General features: G+C 70.2%; 3 protein-coding genes and 1 pseudogene. 2 read left to right on the top strand and 2 right to left on the bottom strand.

Features of this window, described 5'->3' with window-relative positions; translation table 11 throughout:
• A pseudogene (locus VFF46_RS16010) lies at nt 1-210 on the top strand (RNA polymerase sigma factor); the annotation flags it as partial.
• On the opposite strand, the gene VFF46_RS16005 reads toward VFF46_RS16010, so the two are convergent.
• The gene (locus VFF46_RS16005; protein WP_325037910.1) at nt 188-949 is read right to left on the bottom strand and encodes a class I SAM-dependent methyltransferase; all 762 of its coding nucleotides are present in this window, start codon (nt 947-949) and stop codon (nt 188-190) included. The pseudogene VFF46_RS16010 and the gene VFF46_RS16005 overlap by 23 nt on opposite strands.
• Nucleotides 950-1,120: 171 nt before the next feature.
• Complete coding sequence (locus VFF46_RS16000) at nt 1,121-1,507, bottom strand: VOC family protein (RefSeq protein ID WP_325037909.1); 387 nt, start codon at nt 1,505-1,507, stop codon at nt 1,121-1,123.
• A 56-nt stretch (nt 1,508-1,563) separates the two neighbouring features.
• Between VFF46_RS16000 and VFF46_RS15995 the strand changes: the two genes are divergently transcribed.
• The coding region (locus VFF46_RS15995) for a GNAT family N-acetyltransferase (protein WP_325037908.1) at nt 1,564-2,099 on the top strand (536 nt) is incomplete at its 3' end.

The following is a 2,099-nucleotide window of genomic DNA, read 5'->3' as shown; positions in this document are numbered from 1 at the left end:
CCGGACGCCGGGCTGACGTTGCTCGCCGACGTCGATCCGGCGCTCCGCGATCATCACCGGCTGGCCGCCGTCCGGGCTCACCTGCTCGAGCTGGCCGGCGACAGGGCGGCCGCTCGGGAGGCGTACGAGGTCGCCGCCCGGCTCACTCAGAGCACTCCCGAGCAGGCCTATCTGCTGGGCCGCGCGGCTACCTTGGTCGCCCCCAGCTGAGCTCGGCCTCGATGGTCAGCTCCAGTACGCCGTCCTTTGCGTACGGGCGGAGCGCCTCCGCGACCTTTGCGTCGAACTCGGCCGCCTCGTCGGCGGGCATCAGGCCCCGGGCCAGGCTCGACGTGGAGTGCAGCCGCTCGATGTAATCGGTGACCGTCTGCTGGTAGCCGACGCGCGTCGTACGCGCCGTACCGGTGAGGTCGAGCAGACCGCGCTCCACGATCGCGTCGACGACGTTGAACTTGGGGTCGTGGTTCTGCTTGCGGGAATGCCGTTGGATCACTGGGACCACGTCGCCCATCCAGGGCTCGTCCACCGGGCCGTGCTCGATCACCACCAGCTGGGCGTTCGGGGTCAGGTGCGGGACGATCCGGGCGAACGTCACCTCCCACGGCATCCAGTGGATGCTGGCGCCGGCGGTCACGAGTGCGTACGGGCCGTCGAGGTCGGCAGTCTCGATCGGGTTCACCTGCCAGCGGAGGTTCGGGTGGTCGCCACCGGGACGCTGCCGGCCGACGTCGACCATCGGCTGCGAGAAGTCGATCGCGTCGACGTGCTCGACCCGCGGCGCCAGCGGGCGGGCGATCGCGCCCTCGCCGGCACCGATGTCCAGCACCCGGCGCGGGGCGTCGGTGATCAGGTCCAGCAGCCGGTCGAACACCTCGTCCGGATACGGCGGCCGATGCTGGTAGGCCTCCGCCACCGCCGGTTGCTTGAACGTTCCCGCGAGCTCTGTCATGGCTCGGAGCGTAGCCCCGGCCCTCGACGCCCCGCCGTACTTTCTGCCGTCAGCCAACCGTTCTGCCGTCGGCCAACTGTTCTGCCGTCAGCCAACCGTTCTGCCGTCGGCCAACTGTTCTGCTGCGGGCGAACCGGTCGTTTGCGGGCGAACCGGTCGTTTGCGGGCGGGTCAGTCGGTGCCCCACTGGGTCGCGTGCTGCTCGAAGTACTGCGGGTCGCTGTGGACCGGGATCACGCACAGCAGATGCCCACCCGGCGCGCGGAGGGTGTGGCAACCCTGCCACTCCGCGACCTCGACCGCCCCGAGACCGGTCAGCCGCGTCACCTCGGCCGGTACGTCGTCGGTCTCGATGTCCAGGTGGTACCGGGCCTCGTCGTCGACGGACTGGATCGCGGTCACGTATCCGGGAACGGCGTCGTGCAGCGAGACGAACTGCGGCTCGCCGTCGGGCGACGACGTACGAACCCCGAGCGCCTTCGACCAGAACGCGGTGGCGGCGGCCACATCGTCCTTGTGGGTGTCGATGAGGAACGTGGACACGCGGCTCCGATGCATACGGACAACCTAGTTCCGGACGGTGGTCGTCCGGTACTGGGTTTACCGTGCTCATCATGCAGGTGATCGAGGAGACACAGGTACGCGTCGTACCCGCCAACGAGGCCCCGTGGGAGGACCTGCAGGCGGTCTTCGGTACGGCGGACGCGGGGCAGTGCCAATGCCAGCGGTTCAAGATCCGCGGCTGGATCTGGCGGGACTCGACCCTCGACGAACGGATGACCCGCCTCCAGGACCAGACCGCCTGCGGCACCCCCGGCGCCCCGTCGACCAGCGGCCTGATCGCGTACGTCGACGGCGAACCGGCCGGGTGGGTCGCCGTCGAACCACGCACGGCGTACCCGAAGCTGCGCACCTCCCGGATCCCGTGGACGGAGCGCGACGAGGACAAGGACGACGACAGCGTCTGGTCCGTGACCTGCCTGGTGGTCCGCAAGGGCTTCCGCGGCCGCGGCCTCACGTACCACCTCGCCCGCGCCACCATCGCGCACGCCCGCACCCACGGCGCCCGTGCCCTGGAGGCCTACCCGATGCTCACCCAGCCCGGCAAAACCATCACCTGGGGCGAGCTCCACGTCGGCCCCCACCAGGC

The organism is Kribbella sp., assembly GCF_035655035.1.
Taxonomy (GTDB): Bacteria; Actinomycetota; Actinomycetes; order Propionibacteriales; family Kribbellaceae; genus Kribbella.
Note: the sequence above shows the minus strand (reverse complement) of the source record. Positions and strands in the feature narration are given on the sequence as shown.

Coding starts and splice junctions, on each gene's coding strand:
- VFF46_RS16005 (WP_325037910.1), bottom strand. CDS start 949: ATGACAGAGCTCGCGGGAACGTTCAAGCAACCGGCGGTGGCGGAGGCC.
- VFF46_RS16000 (WP_325037909.1), bottom strand. CDS start 1,507: ATGCATCGGAGCCGCGTGTCCACGTTCCTCATCGACACCCACAAGGAC.